Source organism: Caviibacterium pharyngocola (assembly GCF_002795405.1).
Taxonomy (GTDB): domain Bacteria; phylum Pseudomonadota; class Gammaproteobacteria; order Enterobacterales; family Pasteurellaceae; genus Caviibacterium; species Caviibacterium pharyngocola.
The window spans coordinates 102,789-121,445 of the sequence record NZ_PHGZ01000013.1 but is presented as its reverse complement, the minus strand read 5'-3'; the positions used below and the strand labels follow the sequence as shown (position 1 = coordinate 121,445).

15 protein-coding genes and 2 tRNA genes are annotated in these 18,657 nt (G+C 41.9%); 5 read left to right on the top strand and 12 right to left on the bottom strand.

Annotated features, from left to right (window positions below; translation table 11 throughout):
- Positions 1-274 precede the first annotated feature (274 nt).
- Together CVP04_RS05985 and CVP04_RS05980 are read left to right on the top strand one after the other, a co-directional pair.
- Positions 275-1,516, top strand: coding sequence for a serine/threonine transporter (locus CVP04_RS05985; RefSeq protein WP_100296838.1), 1,242 nt, complete (start codon positions 275-277; stop codon positions 1,514-1,516).
- 84 nt (positions 1,517-1,600) lie between these two features.
- On the top strand, positions 1,601-2,965 hold the full coding sequence (locus tag CVP04_RS05980; protein WP_100296608.1) for an L-serine ammonia-lyase: 1,365 nt from the start codon (positions 1,601-1,603) through the stop codon (positions 2,963-2,965).
- Positions 2,966-3,022: 57 nt separating this feature from the next.
- Here the strand turns inward: CVP04_RS05980 and dnaE are convergent, their stop codons facing one another.
- Positions 3,023-6,499 (bottom strand): DNA polymerase III subunit alpha, encoded by a 3,477-nt coding sequence (dnaE, locus tag CVP04_RS05975; protein WP_100296607.1) that lies wholly within the window; start codon positions 6,497-6,499, stop codon positions 3,023-3,025.
- A gap of 193 nt (positions 6,500-6,692) precedes the next feature.
- Between dnaE and CVP04_RS05970 the strand changes: the two genes are divergently transcribed.
- Entirely contained in the window at positions 6,693-7,379 is a 687-nt protein-coding gene (locus CVP04_RS05970; protein ID WP_100296606.1) for a CPBP family intramembrane glutamic endopeptidase, read from the top strand.
- Between the two features lie 51 nt (positions 7,380-7,430).
- Here the strand turns inward: CVP04_RS05970 and clpX are convergent, their stop codons facing one another.
- The 4 genes from clpX to lysM all read right to left on the bottom strand — a co-directional run bounded on the left by clpX (position 7,431) and on the right by lysM (position 11,351).
- Positions 7,431-8,675 carry an ATP-dependent protease ATP-binding subunit ClpX gene (gene clpX, locus CVP04_RS05965; protein ID WP_100296605.1) on the bottom strand — a complete coding sequence of 415 codons (1,245 nt, stop codon included), beginning with the start codon at positions 8,673-8,675 and terminating at the stop codon, positions 7,431-7,433.
- 12 nt (positions 8,676-8,687) lie between these two features.
- Positions 8,688-9,269 (bottom strand): ATP-dependent Clp endopeptidase proteolytic subunit ClpP, encoded by a 582-nt coding sequence (gene clpP, locus CVP04_RS05960; RefSeq protein WP_100296604.1) that lies wholly within the window; start codon positions 9,267-9,269, stop codon positions 8,688-8,690.
- A gap of 129 nt (positions 9,270-9,398) precedes the next feature.
- Positions 9,399-10,697, bottom strand: coding sequence for a trigger factor (tig, locus tag CVP04_RS05955; protein WP_100296603.1), 1,299 nt, complete (start codon positions 10,695-10,697; stop codon positions 9,399-9,401).
- A gap of 210 nt (positions 10,698-10,907) precedes the next feature.
- Positions 10,908-11,351, bottom strand: a complete 444-nt coding sequence (gene lysM / locus CVP04_RS05950; protein WP_100296602.1) for a peptidoglycan-binding protein LysM — start codon at positions 11,349-11,351, stop codon at positions 10,908-10,910.
- 194 nt (positions 11,352-11,545) lie between these two features.
- On the opposite strand from lysM, the gene ypfJ reads away from it, so the two are divergent.
- On the top strand, positions 11,546-12,382 hold the full coding sequence (gene ypfJ / locus CVP04_RS05945) for a KPN_02809 family neutral zinc metallopeptidase (RefSeq protein ID WP_100296601.1): 837 nt from the start codon (positions 11,546-11,548) through the stop codon (positions 12,380-12,382).
- Between the two features lie 150 nt (positions 12,383-12,532).
- Here ypfJ and CVP04_RS05940 read toward each other — a convergent pair.
- Positions 12,533-12,609: transfer RNA gene (locus CVP04_RS05940), tRNA-Arg, on the bottom strand.
- Between the two features lie 32 nt (positions 12,610-12,641).
- Positions 12,642-12,718: transfer RNA gene (locus CVP04_RS05935), tRNA-Pro, on the bottom strand.
- Positions 12,719-12,875: 157 nt separating this feature from the next.
- Here CVP04_RS05935 and folD point away from each other — a divergent pair.
- On the top strand, positions 12,876-13,736 hold the full coding sequence (gene folD, locus CVP04_RS05930) for a bifunctional methylenetetrahydrofolate dehydrogenase/methenyltetrahydrofolate cyclohydrolase FolD (RefSeq protein ID WP_100296600.1): 861 nt from the start codon (positions 12,876-12,878) through the stop codon (positions 13,734-13,736).
- A gap of 62 nt (positions 13,737-13,798) precedes the next feature.
- On the opposite strand, the gene CVP04_RS05925 is transcribed toward folD, so the two are convergent.
- The 5 genes from CVP04_RS05925 to CVP04_RS05900 all read right to left on the bottom strand — a co-directional run bounded on the left by CVP04_RS05925 (position 13,799) and on the right by CVP04_RS05900 (position 18,367).
- Positions 13,799-14,824, bottom strand: a complete 1,026-nt coding sequence (locus CVP04_RS05925) for a hypothetical protein (protein ID WP_100296599.1) — start codon at positions 14,822-14,824, stop codon at positions 13,799-13,801.
- A complete protein-coding gene (locus CVP04_RS05920; protein WP_100296598.1) occupies positions 14,821-16,119 on the bottom strand; it encodes a hypothetical protein in 1,299 nt (432 codons plus the stop codon). The genes CVP04_RS05925 and CVP04_RS05920 overlap by 4 nt, the downstream gene beginning before the upstream one ends.
- 5 nt (positions 16,120-16,124) lie before the next feature.
- The gene (locus CVP04_RS05915; RefSeq protein WP_133118477.1) at positions 16,125-16,676 is read right to left on the bottom strand and encodes a hypothetical protein; all 552 of its coding nucleotides are present in this window, start codon (positions 16,674-16,676) and stop codon (positions 16,125-16,127) included.
- 258 nt (positions 16,677-16,934) lie between these two features.
- A complete protein-coding gene (locus CVP04_RS05905; RefSeq protein ID WP_100296595.1) occupies positions 16,935-17,864 on the bottom strand; it encodes a hypothetical protein in 930 nt (309 codons plus the stop codon).
- A complete protein-coding gene (locus CVP04_RS05900; protein ID WP_100296594.1) occupies positions 17,864-18,367 on the bottom strand; it encodes a hypothetical protein in 504 nt (167 codons plus the stop codon). The genes CVP04_RS05905 and CVP04_RS05900 overlap by 1 nt, the downstream gene beginning before the upstream one ends.
- Positions 18,368-18,657: the final 290 nt, after the last annotated feature.

Below are 18,657 nucleotides of genomic sequence, written 5' to 3'. Positions count from 1 at the left end.
GGATTCATCAACGCTGTTTTTTCTTTTTTGTTAGTTAAATAACAGCGTTTCTCAGTTAATTTATAATGTTAAAAATAAGTAAACAACCTATCATTCTTTAATCAACCTCATTATAAAAATTCGATCATTCTCACAAATCAAATATCTTTATTTGAAATCCGCTCATAATACGCATAATATTCCGCACGAAAGTGGTGTTTTCCTTATGAATCACGTCATTTTCAATAAAAGCAAAAATAAAATCCTAAAAACAAACAAAATTGTGGGGACTTCTATGTCTAAAAATACATCTATAAAATGGAACAAATTCGATCTTTTATGGGCGTTAAATTTATTCGGTACGGCTGTGGGCGCCGGCGTTTTATTTTTACCGATTAACGCCGGAATGGGTGGTTTCTGGCCGTTGGTTGTAATGGCAATTCTTGTAGGTCCGATGACCTTTTTAGCCCACCGCGCCCTCTCGCGTTTCGTGCTTTCTTCTTCCGTACCGGGCAGCGACATTACCGATGTGGTTGAAGAACATTTCGGCAAAAATGCCGGTAAATTGATTACCCTACTCTACTTTTTTGCCATTTTCCCGATTTTATTGATTTACGGCAACGGTATCACCAATACGGTGGATTCCTTCATCGTCAACCAACTTGGTTTAGCTTCGCCAAATCGCGCCTTACTATCTTTCGTATTGATCGCGTCACTCATTTCGGTAATGTTAATGGACGAAAAAATTATGTTAAAAATCACCGAGTTATTAGTCTATCCGTTGGTTTTAATTTTATTCGCCTTATCCATTTATTTAATTCCCGAATGGAATACTTCAATGCTGCACGAAATGCCGACGGCACAAGGATTTATCACCACATTATGGATAACCATTCCGGTTTTAGTGTTTTCTTTTAACCATTCGCCGGCAATTTCTTCCTTTTCCCAATCGCAACAACGCCAATACAAAGATTTGGAATTAACCGAAAAACACGCCGGTCACACCCTCAAAGGCACGGCGACTATTTTACTGGTTTTCGTAATGTTCTTTGTTTTTAGCTGCGTATTAACCTTAACGCCGCAAGAATTAACCTTAGCAAAAAGTCAAAATATCAGTATTTTGTCATTCTTAGCCAATAAATTCGACAATCCTTATATTTCCTATTTAGGCCCGTTCGTTGCATTTTTAGCGATTACAAGTTCCTTCTTCGGGCATTATTTAGGCGCAAAAGAAGGTTTGGAAGGGCTTTTCATTAAAATGCGTGATGACAAAAAAATCAATCGCAAAAAATTGAATTATTTGACCGCACTTTTCTTCTTGTTCACACTTTGGGGCGTGGCAATTATTAATCCGAGTATTTTAGGCTTAATCGAATCTTTCGGCGGTCCGATTATCGCGGCAATCCTCTTTATTATGCCGATGTACGCTATTCGTAAAATTCCGGCAATGCAACGTTATCAAGGTCAATTCAGTAACGTTTTCGTCACCGTAATGGGATTAATCGCCATTTCCGCAGTGATCTATGGTTTATTCTAGAAATTAATGTAGAATAGCGCCCTTTTTCATAATAACAATATTCAGCCCTTTAATTTAAAGGGCTTTTACCATAACGAGAAAAATATGATTAGCGTTTTTGATATGTTTAAAATCGGGATCGGACCGTCCAGTTCGCACACCGTCGGACCGATGAAAGCCGGTAAACAATTTATTGATGATTTAATTCGGCAAAACCTGTTCGATTCCGTCACCGAGTTAAAAGTTGATGTGTACGGCTCGCTCTCTATGACCGGACAGGGACACAATACCGATATTGCAATAATTATGGGACTCGCCGGCTATCTGCCGCATAATGTGGATATTGATTTGATTCCGCATTTTATTTCCGAAGTAAAACGCACCGCACTTTTACCGCTTAATCAAGGTGAAAAAACGGTGAAATTCGATTTTTCCCAAAATATGATCTTTCATAAAACCTTCTTACCTTTGCACGAAAACGGAATGACCCTCAGCGCATTGGCTGGCGATAAAACGATTTATCAACAAACCTATTATTCTATCGGCGGCGGTTTTATTGTTGATGAAACACATTTTCACCAAGAAGAAAAACAACCCGTCAGCGTGCCTTATCCCTATCGAAATTCGGCGGATATTCTTCATCATTGTCAAGAAAACGGCTTGGCGCTTTCCAGCGTAATGTTACAAAATGAAATTGCTTTGCACGGAAAAGAAGCGCTCAGTTCACATTTACAACAAGTTTGGCAAACGATGAGCACCTGCATCGCGCACGGAATCAACACGGAAGGTTTATTGCCCGGTCCATTAAAAGTGCCGCGCCGCGCCGCCACGCTTTATCGAATGTTACAGGCAAATAACGGATTGTCAAACGATCCAATGAAAGTGATTGATTGGGTGAATATGTTCGCTCTCGCCGTCAACGAAGAAAACGCCGCCGGTGGGCGCGTCGTCACCGCACCGACCAACGGCGCCTGCGGCATTATCCCGGCAGTTTTAGCCTATTACGAAAAATTTATTTCACCGCTCACACCGGAAATTATCGAACGCTATTTACTGGCGTGCGGAATGATCGGATCGCTCTATAAAATGAATGCCTCCATTTCCGGCGCTGAAGTCGGCTGCCAAGGCGAGGTCGGCGTTGCTTGCTCAATGGCAGCGGCAGGTTTGGCAGAAATCTTAGGTGGCAGTCCGGAACAAGTGTGCACCGCCGCAGAAATTGCAATGGAACACAACTTAGGGCTTACCTGCGACCCGGTCGGCGGACAAGTTCAAGTCCCTTGCATCGAACGCAACGCCATCGCCTCGGTAAAAGCGATTAACGCCAGCAGAATGGCACTCCGCCGCACCACCATCCCACGCGTCAGCTTAGACAAAGTGATCGAAACAATGTACGAAACCGGCAAAGATATGAACGCCAAATACCGCGAAACCTCACAAGGCGGCTTGGCAGTGAAAGTGGTTTGCTCGTAGTCGGAATGAAACAAAGGGAAGTAAGGTTCCCTTTGTTTCTATTCACCATCTATTAAACTATTCAAACTCCAATTCCACCGCACTTTCGCCCAGCATTTCGATGAGAGTGGTTAAGAGTTCGTCCGTCGGGTTAATTGACCATTGTACGCCAAAGCGTAGTAATGCGCGACCTTGCGGGCTTTGGTAATAGATATTAATCGGTAATGAGCCGCCGCTGTAAGGACTGAGGGTTGTTTTTAATTGTTTGATAAACGCAGCGGTTATTTGCTCTTGCGATAAACTGAGCGCGAGGCTTTTGGCGTAGCGGCTGCGGGCTTCGTCTAACGTCATTAAATCACGCACGGACATTTTTAGTCCTTGGGAGAAATCGTCGAAACTCACTTGTCCGGAGACGATGATGACGCTGTCTTTTTGTAATTTATCGCCGAATCGTTCGAGTGATTCGCCAAATAAGGTGATGTCTAAACGTCCTGAGCGATCGTCTAAGGTTGCGATGCCGAGGCGATTTCCTTTTTTCGTCACGGCGAAACGCGAATTGACTACTAAGCCGCTGGCGGTGCTGATTTGCCCGCGATAATTCGGCACCAGATCTTTTAAACGCGTTGAGCTGTAATGGGATAATTCTTTTAAATAACGACTTATCGGATGACTGCTTAAATATAACCCTAAGGTTTCTCGCTCGCCGTCTAAAACTTGTTTTTCCGTCCAGCGCGGCGTGTTGGCGTAGGCATTTTCCACGTCTTCCGGACTTTCCGTTAATACACCGAACATATCCGCTTGTCCGATAGCTTCGTCTTTAGCGTGTTGATCGGAGGCGCGCAAGGCGTCTTCCAAATTTTTCGATAATGCCGCGCGATGTGGGCCTAATTTATCGAATGCACCGGACATAATCAGGCTTTCAAAGGTGCGTCGATTAATTCGTTTTAAGTCCACTCTGGCGCATAAATCAAAGAGATCTTTAAAAATGCCGCCTTGTTCGCGTGCGGAAACCAAGGCTTCGATCGGGCCTTCGCCGACGCCTTTAATCGCGCCGATACCATAGACGATTTCGCCGTTGTCGTTCACGCTGAAATGATGTTTTCCGGTGTTAATATCCGGCGGTACAACCGTTAAGCCCATTCGCAGACATTCGTCGTAAAGTCCGACGATTTTATCGGTATTATCCATTTCCGAAGTCATTACCGCCGCCATAAATTCCGCCGGATAATGGGCTTTCAGCCATAAAGTTTGGTAAGACACCAAAGCATAAGCCGCCGAGTGCGATTTGTTAAAGCCATAGCCGGCAAATTTTTCCACCAAGTCGAAAATTTTCATCGCCAGCTCGCCTTTAATGCCGTTTTTCTCGGCGCCTTCTTGGAATACGGAACGTTGTTTCGCCATTTCTTCCGGTTTTTTCTTACCCATTGCACGACGCAACAAATCCGCGCCGCCCAACGTATAACCCGCCAGCACTTGCGCGATTTGCATTACTTGTTCTTGATACAAAATAATGCCGTAGGTCGGTTCTAAAATCGGTTGTAATGAGATATGTTGATATTCCGCATCGGGATAAGAAATTTCCTCTTCGCCGTGTTTACGACGAATAAAGTTATCCACCATACCGGATTGCAAAGGCCCCGGACGGAACAACGCCACCAACGCGATGATGTCCTCAAAACAGTCCGGTTTCAGACGTTTGATCAGATCCTTCATCCCGCGCGATTCTAGCTGGAATACCGCAGTAGTTTCCGAATTGAGCAACAAAGCGAAAGATTGCGGATCGTCCAGCGGAATTCGACTAATATCGACCAAGGGTTTGCCTTCTTTACTTAATCGTGCGTTGATCATATCCAACGCCCATTTAATAATGGTTAACGTCCGCAAACCTAAGAAGTCGAACTTCACCAAACCGGCATATTCCACATCATTTTTATCAAAATGCGTCACCGGATGCTTACCTTCGCTATCGCAATAAAGCGGCGAGAAATCCGTAATCAAACTCGGCGAAATTACCACACCGCCGGCGTGTTTCCCCGCATTACGCGTCACCCCTTCCAGCTTGCGTGCCATATCAATCAGCGCTTTTACTTCCTCATCGCTATCGTAAATCTCCGGTAAACGCGGCTCTGCTTCAAAAGCCTTCGCCAAGGTCATTCCCGGATCCGGCGGAACCAGTTTGGAAATACGATCCACAAAGCCGTAAGGATGCCCAAGCACGCGCCCTACATCACGAATTACCGCTTTTGCAGCCATTGTTCCGAAGGTAATAATTTGCGAAACCGCGCCTCGCCCGTAAGTTTCCGCAACGTGTTCGATCACGCGATCGCGCCCGTCCATACAGAAATCCACGTCGAAATCGGGCATTGACACCCGTTCCGGATTTAAGAAACGTTCGAATAGTAAATCGAATTCCAAAGGATCCAAATCGGTGATTTTTAATGCGTATGCCACCAAGGATCCCGCACCGGAACCACGCCCCGGCCCGACCGGAATATCATTATCCTTCGACCATTGGATAAACTCCATTACGATCAAGAAATAGCCCGGAAAGCCCATTTGGTTAATCACGTTTAACTCGACTTGCAGACGCTCGTCATATTCCGCACGTTTTTCCGACCGCACTTTTTCGTCCGGAAAGAGAAAAATCAAGCGTTCTTCCAATCCTTCTTTGGCTTTTTTAACTAAATAATCTTCCGTGCTTAATTCACCGGTCGGAAATTTCGGTAGGAAATACTCGCCTAAGCGAATCGTCACATTACAACGTTGCGCGATAAGTACGCTGTTCTCCAAGGCGGAAGGAATATCGGCGAATAGCTCACACATTTCTTGCTCGGAACGAAAATATTGCTGTTCGCTGTATAATTTAGGACGTTTCGGATCATCTAAGGTATAACTGTCGTGAATCGCCACGCGAATTTCGTGCGCCTCAAAATCCTCTTTTTGCAAAAAACAAACATCATTTGTCGCCACCACCGGCAAATTTTTTTCTTGCGCAAGCGCGAGTGCCGCTTGGATATAACTTTCTTCTTCGCTGCGTCCGGTACGCGTGAGGGTCAAATAAAAATGATCGGAAAAATAAGTTTGATAAAAATGCACCGCACTTTCTACATCCGCCGCGCTATTTTTCAATAATTTTTTGCCCACATCGCCGTTGCGCCCGCCGGACAGCACGATAATCCCTTCACGATGGTCGATCAACCATTGCTGATCAATATAAGGCAAATCCGTATAGCCGCGTTCGTAGGCTTGGGAAAGTAATAGGGTGATATTGTGATAACCTTCATTATTTTTCGCTAATAACGTCAATTCAAAGGATTCATCACCGAGTAAATCGCTTTTCACCAACACATCCGCGCCGACAATCGGCTTCACGCCGGAAGAAAGTGCTTCGCCGTAAAAACGCACCAAGCCGCAAAAATTGGTGAAATCCGTCAACGCCATCGCCACCATTTCATTTTGCACGCAAGCTTTCACCAAAGGTTTAACTTTAGCGATACCGTTGATCATTGAAAAATCACTGTGTACGCGAAGGTGGACGAAACGATGTTGCGACATAAAAAATCCTTGCTAAGAAAAATGAAACCGTCTGCAAACGGTGAAAAGTGCGGTGTTATTTTAACGAGATTTTCAACCCGACTCAACTTGAGCGCCGAACATCCGCAAACTAAAGCGTAAACTTAATCAAGGCATTTACAATTCGGCGAATTTTCTTTAGGCTAGTTATTTTTATCATAAAGGCGAAAATACAATGCCAAAACAAAATGATTTAACCTTCGTTGATTTGCTGTTCCTTTGTGTGGTTTTCTTCGGTGCACCGATTTTTTTCTCTTTGCTCGGTTTTTTACAACTTGAGCAAAGCGGTGCGGAGCTTGCGACGAATCTGGATTTTAGCGACAGCGATAACAAAAGCTCGATTTATCTGGAGCTTGTTAGCTTAAGCGTTGCCGCCATTTATCTTTATTGGCGCAAATTCGATTTCCACCGTCTTCATCTGTCGCTCGATCGTTATACGCTGCTCTTAACTCTTGCGCTGATTTTAATCGCCGGCGGAATTACGCAAATTTTTTACGATGTAACGCTGCCGACTGTTGAAATCGTCGAAGAAGAAATCGCTCAACCTATTGAATATTCTAGCTATTTTTCACTCTCACTGATTTTATTTTCATTGTTAAACGGATTTTATGAAGAAGTGTTTTTCTTAGGATTGGCTTTCGCCGTATCGAAAAATCGTTTGCCTTATGTTTTGATTTTCAGTCTGTTCGTGCGTTTTTCTTTTCACACTTATCAAGGTATCACCTCGGCGCTCGGCATTACCTTGTTCGGCTTGATTTTCCTTGCCTTTCGTTTTCGTTTAACCAACTTAGTACCTTTTATGTTAGCACACGCCTTTTTCGACGTTTTCGGCTTAGGCTTGCCGTTGTGGTTAATTCCTTAAAACAAGACCGCACTTTTTAAAGTGCGGTCGATTTTCTTTGCGATTTTTCGGTTAATTAAACGTCAATTTCGGCGCTTTGTTTTCGGTAACGGTTTCTTCTTCCACAGTGACTTTTTGCAAGTCTTTCAAGGAAGGTAAATCGTACATTGTATCCAACAATAACCCTTCCACAATCGAACGCAAGCCGCGTGCACCGGTTTTCCGTTCGAGGGCTTTTTTCGCCATTGCGGTCAAGGCTTCCGGCGTGAAATCCAATTTGACGTTTTCCAAATCGAACAAAACTTGATATTGCTTGGTGAGCGCATTTTTCGGCTCGGTTAAGATTTTCACCAGCGCTTCTTCGTCCAATTCGCTTAGCGGCGCGATCACCGGTAAACGACCGATAAATTCCGGAATTAAGCCGAATTTCATTAAATCATCAGGTTCGACTTGGTTGAACAATTCGGTCAAGCTCGCTTTATCCGATTCGCCTTTTACTTCCGCACCAAAGCCGATTCCGCTGCCGATATGAGTACGTTTTTCGATAATTTTATCTAAACCTGCAAATGCACCACCGCAAATAAATAAAATTTTCGAGGTATCGAGGCGCAACATTTCCTGTTGCGGATGTTTGCGTCCGCCTTGAGGCGGGATAGACGCAATCGTGCCTTCCACCAATTTCAACAACGCCTGCTGAACGCCTTCGCCGGAGACATCGCGAGTAATCGACGGATTTTCGGATTTACGCGTAATTTTATCGATTTCATCAATATAAATAATGCCCTGTTCGGCTTTTTCGATGTCGTAATCGCAATTTTGCAACAATTTTTGCAACACGTTTTCCACATCTTCACCGACATAGCCCGCTTCCGTCAATGTCGTCGCGTCCGCCATTGCAAAAGGCACGTTTAACATTCGCGCTAAAGTTTCCGCCAACAGCGTTTTGCCGCTGCCGGTCGGTCCGATTAACAAGATATTACTTTTGCCCAATTCCACATCGTTATTTTTATACTGCGTTTGGCGACGTTTGTAGTGATTATACACCGCAACCGCCAAGACTTTTTTAGCATAATCCTGCCCGATGACATAATCGTCCAAATGAGCGCGAATTTCGTGCGGGGTCGGCAAACGGGTTTCGGCTTGTTGTTCGGCGGATTCCGCTTCGTCTTTCGCTTCGCTTTCCGCGTTCACCAACATATCGTGGCAAAGCTCGATACATTCGTTACAAATATAACCGGAAGTGCCGGCAATCAATTTATCCACTTCTTCTTGCATTTTTCCGCAAAAAGAACAATGTAATTCGGTTTCTTTCGTCATTTCTGTTTCCAATTATCGTTTAATCAACACGTCATCGACCAAGCCGTATAATTTGGCTTCTTCCGCAGACATAAAATTGTCCCGATCCGTGTCACGCTCGATTTTTTCGATCGGCTGTCCGCAATGGAAGGCTAAACGTTCGTTTAACGTGTGTTTAATTTTTAAAATTTCTTGCGCGTGGATTTGAATATCCGACGCCTGACCGCGAAATCCGCCCAACGGTTGATGAATCATCACTCGCGCATTCGGTAACGCCGCGCGCTTGCCCGCCGTGCCGCCCGCCAATAAAAACGCGCCCATTGAACAAGCCTGCCCGATACAAAGCGTGCGCACGTCCGGTTTGATAAACTGCATCGTATCGTAAATCGCCATTCCCGCCGTGACGGAACCGCCCGGCGAATTAATATAAATATTGACGTCTTTTTCCGGATTTTCAGATTCTAAAAATAGCAACTGCGCCACAATCAAATTCGCCATATGATCTTCAACTTCGCCGCTTAAGAAAATGATTCGCTCTTTCAATAAACGCGAATAAATGTCGTAAGAACGCTCGCCGCGCGAAGTTTGTTCGACAACCATAGGAATTAAACTCATATCCACCTCTTTTCGTTTAGGTAAGCCGTCCGCTTACTTTTATTTTTCAGGATGACATTATATAACAAAAGTGCGGTCATTTTTTAATAAAAAACGACCGCACTTTCAATTCAAAAGATTATCGGCAAATTAAGCTTGCGGATTCATCACTTCATCGAATGAAGAGGCTTTTTCGCTCACTTGCGCTTTTGCCAATACCGCGTCAACCGCTTGTTCTTCTAACACAACATTGCGGATGTTATTCATTAACTCTTTGTTTTTGCTGTAGTATTCAACCACTTCCGCCGGTTGTTCGTAAGCAGAGGCGATATCTTGAATCATTGCTTGAACGCGATCTTCATCCGCTTTTAATTCGTTTGAAGAAATCACTTCGGCGAACAATAAACCGACTTGAACGCGACGTTTTGCTTGTTCTTCAAATAATTCGCGCGGAAGTTGTGCCGCTTGTTGCGCGTTACCGCCGAAACGTTGTGCCGCTTGGTTGCGTAATACTTCGATTTCTTGTTCGATTGCCGCAGCAGGAACCTCAATCGGGTTTTGTTCTAACAAACCGTCGATCACTTGATTTTTCACGCGTGCGGTTAATGCATTTTTCAATTCGCGTTGCATATTTTTCGCGATTTCAGTGCGCAAATCCGCAACGGTTTTGGTATTCGGACCGAATTTCGCAACGAATTCGTCGGTTAATTCAGGTAACACCATCACTTCGACTTTTTTCAAGGTAATTGCAAATTTCGCCGCTTTACCTTTTAAGTTTTCCGCGTGATAGCTTTCAGAGAAAGTTACGTCGATATCAAAGGCTTCGCCTGCTTTGTGACCGACGATACCATCTTCAAAGCCCGGAATCATACGACCTTGACCCATTGCCAACACGAAATCGGAGGCTTTGCCGCCGTCAAATTCTTCACCGTCAACGGAACCGACGAAATCGATTGTCACGCGATCTTCCGCTTTTGCCGCATCTTGGCTTTCTGCCCAAGTAGCTTGTTGTTTGCGTAATACGTCAACCATTTTATCGATGTCCGCATCGGAAATTTCCACGACCGGTTTTTCCACTTTAATTTGGTCTAAACCTTGTAATTGCACTTCCGGATACACTTCGAAAGTTGCGGTGAATTGTAATTCTTTACCCGCTTCGAATTGTTCGACGCTGAATGTCGGGCGACCGGCAAGATTCACTTTGTTTTCAAACATTACGTTGAAGAAATGTTTTTGTAATAAATCGCCTAAAACATCTTGACGAACGGACGCGCCGAAACGTTTTTCAATAATTTGCGGCGGAACTTTACCTTTACGGAAACCGTCAACACGCGCATTTTTAGACACGCGTTTTAATTCTTCGCGCACGGCTTGTTCGACGGTTTCTGCCGGAACGGTGATGTTTACACGACGCTCAAGACCTTGAGTTGTTTCAATATTAAATGACATTATGTTACCTCAAAATGAATTTGCACTCGGCGAATACACGCACCGAACACGTTAGTAAATAAACTTAAGTTAAAAGACGATAAATTATAGCGATACAAACGCCGTCCGTCGAGAAAATGGCGTATAAAAAACAGCATTTGATTATTTTTTAACCCAAATAAAAAAGAAAGCCTTATTTCATCAAGAAACAAGGCTTTCCTTTGTTAAAGATTATAATGCTTTAGGTAAGCGAATTTTTTGTCCCGGGAAGATTTTATCCGCGTCTTTGATCACTTCTTTATTCGCATTCACGATCGCAGTATATTTTGCGCCGTTGCCATAGGTTTTTTCCGCGATTTTCCATAAAGTATCGCCTTTTTGGATAACGTAAAACTCGTCATCGCCCGCCAAGGTTTCGCCGTTTGCAACGGATACTTTATCCACATTCACCGAATTAATGCCGATAATATTTCCCGCCATTAACACCGCTTTTTCCAAGGCTTCCGCCGAAACCGCATTGCCTTCGAGCGTCGCGACGCCGTCTTCGACTTTTACAGAAACGTTTTCCACGCCCGGATTATCTTCCGCGATATGATTGGTGACCGCTGCGGACGCTTCTTCTTTTTTAGAAAAGATTTTTTTGCCAATGTCGCCGACGAAATCAAATAAACCCATTTTTAGCTCCTTACATTAAGATTGAATTGAATTCGTCGCTAACATTACCCAATAAATGCGGGCGAATCAACATTAACTTAACGAATCGCCGTAATCTTTACATTAATTGAATTTTCTCCGCAAAAAAACACCGCACTTTTTTGTTTTTTATAATAAAATAACGCCGAAATTCATCATTTTAAAGGAACTCAATTATGCGTTGGCAAGGTCGTAGAGAAAGCACTAATGTAGAAGACAGACGCGCGTCCGGAAAATCCCTCGGCGGCGGCAAAAGTACGGGGATTCTCGGCTTTATTATTTTATTGGTCGGCGCGTATTACGGCGTCGATTTATCCGGCTTGGTGGGCACGCCCGATTTCGGCGGACAGCAAACTTCTTCGCTAAACAGCCAAGAAGAACAAGAACTGAACGGTTTGTCCCGCGTGGTGTTGGCAGATACGGAAACCGTTTGGGGCAATTATTTCGCCAAAAACAACCGCACTTATCAAGCGCCGGTAATGGTGTTGTATAACGGCGCAACTTCCACCGCTTGCGGCACGGGGCAATCGGCGATGGGGCCATTTTACTGCCCGAACGATCATCGCGTGTATTTGGATTTGTCCTTTTATAACGATATGAAAAATAAATTAGGCGCGACGGGCGACTCGGCGTTTGCTTATGTGATCGCGCACGAAGTTGGTCATCATATCCAAAATTTATTAGGCATTTTGCCGAAAGTGAATCAAGCGCAACAAAAACTCGGACAAGCGCAAGCCAATCAATTATCGGTGAAATTGGAATTACAAGCAGATTGTTTCGCCGGCGTGTGGGGTTATCAAGCGACCCAAAGCGGATTATTTGAAAGCGGCGACATCGAAAAAGCTTTTCGCGCGGCGGAAGCGGTCGGCGACGATCGATTGCAGAAACGTAGTCAAGGTTATGTAGTACCGGACAGCTTTACTCACGGCACATCGGCACAACGTTTGGCGTGGTTTAAACGCGGTTTGCAATCCGGCGAACCAAGCCAGTGTGATACCTTTAATGCGAATTAATTTTGAAAAGTGCGGTTAGAAATAATCGCATTTTTTATCTTTCGACTATATCGGTTCGTTTTTATCTTTGAATGGTTCAAGGTATCAAAAGATAACAAAAAAACGTCATAGTTACTCGGAAAAATTTGCTTATCGAAATCGGATAATTAATGGCACGCCCTATTGGATTCGAACCAATGACCTACGGCTTAGAAGGCCGTTGCTCTATCCAGCTGAGCTAAGGGCGCATTTCAAATGGATATGTCGAATAAAAAAGAAGTGGTCGGCGAGATAGGATTTGAACCTACGACCCACTGGTCCCAAACCAGTTGCGCTACCAAGCTGCGCTACTCGCCGACGAATGTGTGCATTATAATTTGCTTTTATTTACAGTCAACGACTTTTTTATATTTTTCGTTCAATCGCTCAAATTTATCTCAATTAAACTTACATTCAACGTGTTTTTCTGCCAAAATAGCAAACGTTTACTTTCAAACAATAAAAGGAAAAATCAATGCCGGCACAAATTATTTCAGGTTCTGCGTTAGCAAAAAACGTCAAAGCGGAGATTGCGCAGAAAATCCGTCAATATCTCGCCCAAGGAAAACGCGCACCGGGATTAGCGGTGATTTTAGTCGGTGCGGATCCCGCTTCTCAAGTTTATGTGGGAAGTAAACGCAAAAGCTGTGAAGAAATCGGTATTTATTCAAAATCTTACGACTTGCCGGAAACCACTTCCGAGCAAGAATTATTGTCGTTGATCGAACAATTAAATCAAGATCCGAAAATCGACGGCATTTTAGTGCAACTGCCGCTGCCGACGCACATTAACAGCACTTTGGTTATCGAACGCATTGCACCGGAAAAAGACGTGGACGGTTTTCACCCTTACAACGTCGGTCGCCTCTGCCAACGCATCCCGACGTTGCGCGCTTGCACACCTTACGGCGTAATGAAATTACTGGAAACCACCGGCGTGGATTTATACGGTCAACACGCCGTCATCGTCGGCGCCTCGAATATCGTCGGTCGCCCGATGGCGTTAGAATTACTGCTAGCCGGCTGCACCGTTACCGTTACGCACCGGTTTACCAAAGATTTGGAAAGCCACGTTCGCCAAGCGGATATTTTGGTGGTTGCCGTCGGCAAACCACAATTTATTCCGGGCGATTGGATCAAAGAAGGCGCTATCGTGATTGACGTCGGCATTAACCGCGTCGAAGGAAAATTATTAGGCGACGTTCAATACGACATCGCCGCGCAAAAAGCCGGTTTCATCACCCCCGTACCGGGCGGCGTCGGCCCGATGACCGTCGCAATGTTGATGTTCAACACCCTGTTCGCCTACGAACGAAATACGCAATCGGCGGCTTAATCCGCTTTTTCGAACTTGTCATTACTTACTCGGCAGGGAAATACCCTGCCTTATAAATTTGATTAGTTCCTGATTTCAAGTTTATAAAAGACATTTTCAATAGTATAACGGCTGTTATTAAATAAACTAAGGTTATTAACGTTATTCTTCATTCTAACGTAGTGACGGCATTGTTTTTCGTTAGACTCGACTAAAATAGCATTCGTCAACGCTTGGAACTGTCCTCTTGAATGTACTTTATTGATTAACTTTTCAAGATTAGGTATATTTGCGGCATCCTCCGCTCTTTCAGGAATCCAAGCTGGCGTAACTTTCAATCCATTATTCAAAATATCGATCCGAAATAAGTAGTCAATCGCACCAGTTTCTTCGTTTGCCCAACAAGGCGGGTAATCTCGACCTCCATTAGCATCTCGTAATTTTTTCCGTAAAAACTGCACTTGCCCTTTTAACATTGCATTATCACGCATATCTTGATGAGTTAATTGCTGAAGCAAATTCTCAGTAAATAGCTGACGATCTTCTTGATTGATATTTTCAGGTATCATTGATTCAAGCTGCTTATTTAATACGATTGAATCTTGCAAAACCTTTTCTATTGCATTTAAGTCATTCACATTAATTTGTAAATCAGCCTCTTTTAGGTGTTCAATAATCCGTTCTCGAAAACCAACAACCTCTTGTAATTTCTGCACTAATTCATCTTTATTATGTTTGCCTTCGGCTAAAATTTCACTTAATGCTGTTAAGGTTTCATCTTGATTTGTCAATTTTTCTTTTAGCCGCTCAATTTCTTTTGAATTCTCTAACAGACTTTCTAATTCGAAAATAATTTCTTCCGGATTTGCGTTTCTTAGTTTCAGTAATTGTAATACTTCGCTTACTGTTTTCCTGTCATCGGAATATTCATTTAATTTATTTTCAACCTGTTGTAATTCCTGTTTAAAATGCTCCGCTTTGTCACGCTCTAAAAAATACATCCAACCGAGTAATAACAGTAAAATAAAAATCAACATAAATGCAATTTCTGTTAATGATAACTGGAAAACGCTATCATTTCTTTTTTTGAACGCATTTTCTATACTCATTTTTTACCCTTTCTAAACAAAGAAGACCAAAATGAATCATTTTCATCTTGCGGAATTGCCCTCAAGAATCGCTCTAATAATTCTCGGATACCTTTAAGTTCTTTATTATGATTAAGATCGGAAGATAACGCTTTTACCTGTTCTTTCAAATCTGCTAATAATTGCGGAGATATATCATTAACATCACGTTGTTTACTTTGTTCGGCAAGCACAACTAAGCGAATATCATTTAGTTGCTTGCTTAATTGATTTAACAAATCTTCTGTTTGATTACTCGCCGATTGTTTAATTTGATTATTAACTGCAAGATTTAACTGTTCTAAATGCTCGGACAAATTATTAAGCGCTTGCATCATCATATCTTGATGATTATTTGAAAGTGCGGTAGAAAGCCGTTCGATTTTATCGCCAACGGAAATCAAATCAGTCAATGAATTCACAATATTATTTGAAGCTTTATCTAAAGCAATGGTTAACTCAGCCTGATGATGACTTGTTTTATCCAACTGCTCGGACAATAATTGCGATTGTCGTTCATTATGATGTAATGCCTCAATCACATTAGAACGTTCAAGTAATTTCTGCTGTTCTATCAATTTATCGGTTAACTCCCCGGCTTGCTCGGCAAGCGTATCAATCCGTTCTACACTGTTTGCCAAAGATCGGCTAAATTGACCGTTTGCCTCTTTCACTTCATTCAAAGAGTCAATATATTGTTCACTACTATCAGCAAAAAATTGGTTAATACGATCGGTATAATCCTTACTCATTTTTTCCACTTCAAGTTCTACTCTCGCTATCGTTTTTTGTGCGGACTCAGCAATTTGCGTTTCAAACATAGCCATTTTATCGGTCAAGTTTTCCATTTGCGCGATCAATTTATCCGCCGACGCAATAATCGCTTCTTCGGTTTGTGTCACCGCATCATTTGCATCCCGTTTAAAACCGATAATTAGTACACGAGCGACCACCCCTAACAAGGTTGAACTCATTGCCACGGCAAAACGTGCCGCAATGACATCAATTTCCGAACCGATTCGGTTTAATTCGATTAATGTCACCAAAATTGTTGCAATCGTAAAAATAAAACCAAGGTAATAACAAGAATCTGCAAATTTATCATCGGAAACAACTTTATCACGATAAAAGTTCCCTATAAGAATATAGAAAAGCATTATGACAAGCGGTAATGCAAAGCCCGCAATCCACAAATCATTTAAAAAATAGGCAGCTAACAATGCGCCGATTTTTAATACGCAAGCAGCAACGAATAACTTTTTCACATCAAGATTCATTTTTATTATCCTTCCAAGGTTTTAACCAAAGTAATTCTCGCTCCCGCCGCATCAAAATATTGTTCCCAAAAATTTAAATGACGACGTGTTTGTAATTTCGGACTATTCATAATGTAATAGAGTTCAACTTTCACATTGTTCAAATCAGGTTTCACGCGTTGAGCATAATCTTGTTTAATAAATTCCGAATAACTTATCTGTGTTTTGTACATTGAAAATTCCGGTGTATTTTGCAACATATCAGAGACAATAATTAATTTACGATTGCCTGTAATATGTTGTTTTTTAAAGCCGTTAATTGCAACCAGCTGAATTTGCTCCATCACCGGCGAACGTTTAGCCGCTTCAATATTTGTCAATTCATTACTAATAGTTAAAATCGGACTAAAGAAACGTTCTTCATATTGACGTTTTAATTTTTTTAAATTTGCTGTCCATTCACTTTTATCGCTTCCGTCACCCGGGTTACAAAGTTGCAATAAAGGTTCATCATTTTGCTGAAAATCCTCACCGAGCGCAAATACAGAGATCATTTCCCCCGATTCAATTTTATTCATTACAATATCTTCAATTAAAACTTGAAATGCTTTCTTTTGAACAAAATTAAGCGGATCTGTTTTATCGATCAACAGTACGGTATGCCCTATGGCGCCTTTTTGCGGACAAAGTGTGTTTTTCCTCTTGCTTCACGTTATACATAAAATATCCGATTAGAGCGCAAACAGTAACTGCCACAAGTAGCAAAAACACGCCCAATAAAATGCTTTTCATTTCGTTATTTTTACGCTTTTTCTTCGCCATAATTTTTCCATTAGTTAGTGTTCAATCGTTAAAGGTGTAAAGTGATCATATTGTTCGGTAAAAGTGCGAGCAATCTCATTTTTGTAGTCTTCAACACAATTTATTAATCGCTGCACATTTCGTTCGCATTCATCAATATTTTCACGATCGTGATCAATATTATACTCCGCTTGTAATTCCACTTTATTCAGTTTGACATCATCCAAAAAATAGGCGGGAATATCATCGGTGCGATGAAGCTGATTTTCACTGCGGAATGTCTGCAACAAAGCCTTTGCCGTATGTTCGGCTTGCTGCATATAATTTTCATAAACGGATTGAGTTTGTGCCTTATCATTAATAATACTATCTTGTCGTACCAAATTTAACTTCAACTCCTGACAATATTGATCAAGATTACTCAAGGCTTCATCTTTCTTTTGGGTCAAGACTGCACGCAAATTTTCAATTTCCTGTTCATATTGCGTTCTGCTTTCTTCAAACTGTATATATTTAGGAGCATAAAGTGGATAGCTATCATTTAATTTCAAGCCATCAAAAAGCGCAAAAATACCAAAGGCAATAGTCAACCCACAAAGCACCCAAGAAGTAATATCATTAAATTGAAAGGTATGATTAAGTAATGAATTAATAACCGCTTTTGCCGGTTCTTCCACGCCCAAAACTGTTGCATCACGATAATGGGAAACGGTTAATGCAATAGTAAAAATGAGAGCAAGCGCAAAGAAAATAGCAATCCCCCCAACACACTTGAAGAAAAAATTGCGGTGGTTTACCCAAGGGATGGTGTAACGACCTTGTACGGCAGCAAATCCAATATTCACGGTAGCAAAAATTGCGGCTTGAATAAAACCGCCTAACAATCCCTGATCACTCCCCTGTGCAAAAAAGTATGCATTCAATATACCTTCACAAACGACAAAACAAATTAGTAGGGAAATCATTAAGAATTTTTTCCGCCGGATACAATCTTTGCATCTCGTGTTAACCCGTGTTTAGCTTTAAATATCTCCAATTCTTGTTTGAGATTTTTATACTTTCTTTCTAATTCGTTTAATTCCGATCTACTTTGATCAATACAATTATTCAATTCTTGCTTAAATTGTTCGGGATAATTCAAAGCCTTATTCAAATCGGTTTTCACATTTATAACCAATTCCGTTAAATTCTTATCTTGAATGTTCAACCTTGCATCACGCCAAGTAGAATACTTGGTTCGATATTTTTCCACTTCATCAATAATTTTAGCTTCAGGTCCGGATAATACGGTATCGGTAGAATAAGGGATATTCTGCTCTCCCAAACGTTTAGCTTGGTTAACAATATCTAATTCTTTTTCTAATTCCTTAGTATCAATCAATTTGGGCTTCTCATATTCATTAATAAGTTGAGCTTTATCCGAACCGGCAAACCACGAGAGAATTTTTTTGAAAAAAGCGATCAGCATAATTGAATTAATCCTGTTTTTTGAAGTAAAACGATCAAAGATTTAACGATTATTGAGTAATAATTAAGTATAAAATTTCTACCTAGAAGAAACAACCGTTTAATATTCTTCTTGATTCAATAAATCACAGAATTTTTTATTTTTTCACCGCACTTTTCTTCGAATTACTGTATTTTTTAAGAAATACCCAAACAAGGTTCACTTATCAAATGCTAGTCTTGATATTAGATGCTCAAGCCGGGAATATTCGGTAAAAATCGTTACCCATATCACAAAATCAACAATTTCCC